The following is a 1,605-nucleotide window of genomic DNA, read 5'->3' as shown; positions in this document are numbered from 1 at the left end:
ATGAGCCACTAGGCACGAGTGTGTTTGGTCCAGTTGCTAGGGAGCTACGTGGCAAAGGCTTTTTGAAAATCGTTTCAATGGCACCAGAAGTGCTGTGAGGGGAAGTAAATATGCCTGTTAAATACAAGATAAAGAAGGGCGACCCTGTGGTTGTGATAGCTGGCAAGAACAAATTGACGGCTACACAGAACCAAAAGCTGAAAGGCGCAAAGGTTGTGAGTATTGATAGAGGGCGTGGCAAGTTAATCGTTGAGAACGTCAACGTAGTGAAAAGACACACCCGTCCAAGTCAGCAGTCTCAAGAGGGTGGTATCGTTGAAAAGGCTATGCCTGTGGACATATCAAACGTGATGTATCTATGCTCTAAGTGCGACAAGGGTGTGCGTTTAGGCGTTAAGATACTTGAGAGTGGCAAGAAAGCACGCTTTTGCAAGTCCTGCGGCGAAGTAATAGACAAGGACTAAGGAGATATATGCTATGACAGTCCTGCAAGAGAAGTTCCAAAAAAAGGTTGTGCCGAGCTTGATGAAGAAGTTCGGCTATAAGAATGTCATGCAAGTGCCGCGTGTTGAAAAGGTGGTGCTGAACATGGGTGTTGGCGAAGCGGTTTCTAACTCTAAGATTATAGAGTTTGCCCTTTCTGATATGACGAAGATTTCTGGGCAGAAACCTGTCGTTACCCGTGCTAAGAAATCTATAGCAGGTTTCAAATTGCGTGAGGGGATGGCGATTGGTTGCAAGGTTACGCTCCGCAAGGACGTGATGTATGAGTTTATGCAGAGGCTGTTTGACATAGCACTTGCTCGGGTGCGCGTCTTTCGTGGCACCAACCCGAACTCGTTTGACGGCAGGGGCAACTATGCGTTGGGCATAAAAGAACAGATAGTATTCCCTGAAATAGATTACGACAAGATAGATAAGGTGCGCGGGCTGGATGTTATATTCACCACCAGTGCTAAGACCGATGAAGAGGGCAGAGAGTTGTTACGTGCACTCGGTATGCCGTTTGCAGAAGGAAAGGAGGGCTAGAGTGGCAACTACAGCTAAGTATAACAGTGCATTTAAGAAGAAGAAATTCAAAGTGCGTGTTAAGAACCGTTGTCCGCTGTGCGGCAGACCGAGGGCGTATATTAGACGCTTCAATATGTGCCGTATGTGTTTCAGGAAACTGGCACTTGCAGGTGAGATACCTGGTGTGCGTAAGTCTAGCTGGTGAGATGGAGGCAAGGGGATAAATTATGAATTCAACTGATAATATAGCAGATATGTTGACACGGATACGCAATGCTTTGATGGTAAAGCATACTGATGTTTCAATACCTTATTCCGCCATGAAAGAGAAACTGGCTAAAATTCTTAACGATGAGGGCTATGTTAGGAGCTTTAGGGTTGCTAATGAAGGCGTTCACAAGGAGATTGTGGTTGTGCTTAAATACACTGAAGCTGGCGATTCTGTAATTCGCGGTCTGAAACGCATTTCAAAGCCGGGCAGACGTGTATATGTAAATAATAAAAATTTATCCACAGTTCTAGGCGGACTTGGTAAAACCAGTTGTCACACCTACTACCATATTATTGACTAACGTGCGCGTCAATCCATGCAGA

At 45.5% G+C, this 1,605-nt stretch carries 5 protein-coding genes; all 5 read left to right on the top strand.

Annotated elements, in window-relative coordinates:
• The coding region (locus AC1MDJ_RS07810) for an uL14 family ribosomal protein (protein WP_479690360.1) at positions 1-98 on the top strand (98 nt) is incomplete at its 5' end.
• Positions 99-110: 12 nt separating this feature from the next.
• A complete protein-coding gene (gene rplX, locus AC1MDJ_RS07805; RefSeq protein ID WP_479690359.1) occupies positions 111-464 on the top strand; it encodes a 50S ribosomal protein L24 in 354 nt (117 codons plus the stop codon).
• Positions 465-477: 13 nt separating this feature from the next.
• Positions 478-1,029, top strand: coding sequence for a 50S ribosomal protein L5 (gene rplE / locus AC1MDJ_RS07800; RefSeq protein WP_479690358.1), 552 nt, complete (start codon positions 478-480; stop codon positions 1,027-1,029).
• Position 1,030: 1 nt separating this feature from the next.
• Positions 1,031-1,216 (top strand): type Z 30S ribosomal protein S14, encoded by a 186-nt coding sequence (locus AC1MDJ_RS07795; protein WP_479690357.1) that lies wholly within the window; start codon positions 1,031-1,033, stop codon positions 1,214-1,216.
• A gap of 22 nt (positions 1,217-1,238) precedes the next feature.
• Positions 1,239-1,583: a 30S ribosomal protein S8 gene (gene rpsH / locus AC1MDJ_RS07790; RefSeq protein ID WP_479690356.1), complete on the top strand. Its 345-nt coding sequence runs from the start codon at positions 1,239-1,241 to the stop codon at positions 1,581-1,583.
• Positions 1,584-1,605 lie beyond the last annotated feature (22 nt).

This window comes from Candidatus Termitispirillum reticulitermitis (assembly GCF_054655775.1).
Note: the sequence above shows the minus strand (reverse complement) of the source record. Positions and strands in the feature narration are given on the sequence as shown.

Bases quoted from the DNA above. Each gene is read 5' to 3' on its own strand.
- rplE (WP_479690358.1), top strand. From the start codon at position 478: ATGACAGTCCTGCAAGAGAAGTTCCAAAAAAAGGTTGTGCCGAGCTTG.
- rplX (WP_479690359.1), top strand. From the start codon at position 111: ATGCCTGTTAAATACAAGATAAAGAAGGGCGACCCTGTGGTTGTGATA.
- rpsH (WP_479690356.1), top strand. From the start codon at position 1,239: ATGAATTCAACTGATAATATAGCAGATATGTTGACACGGATACGCAAT.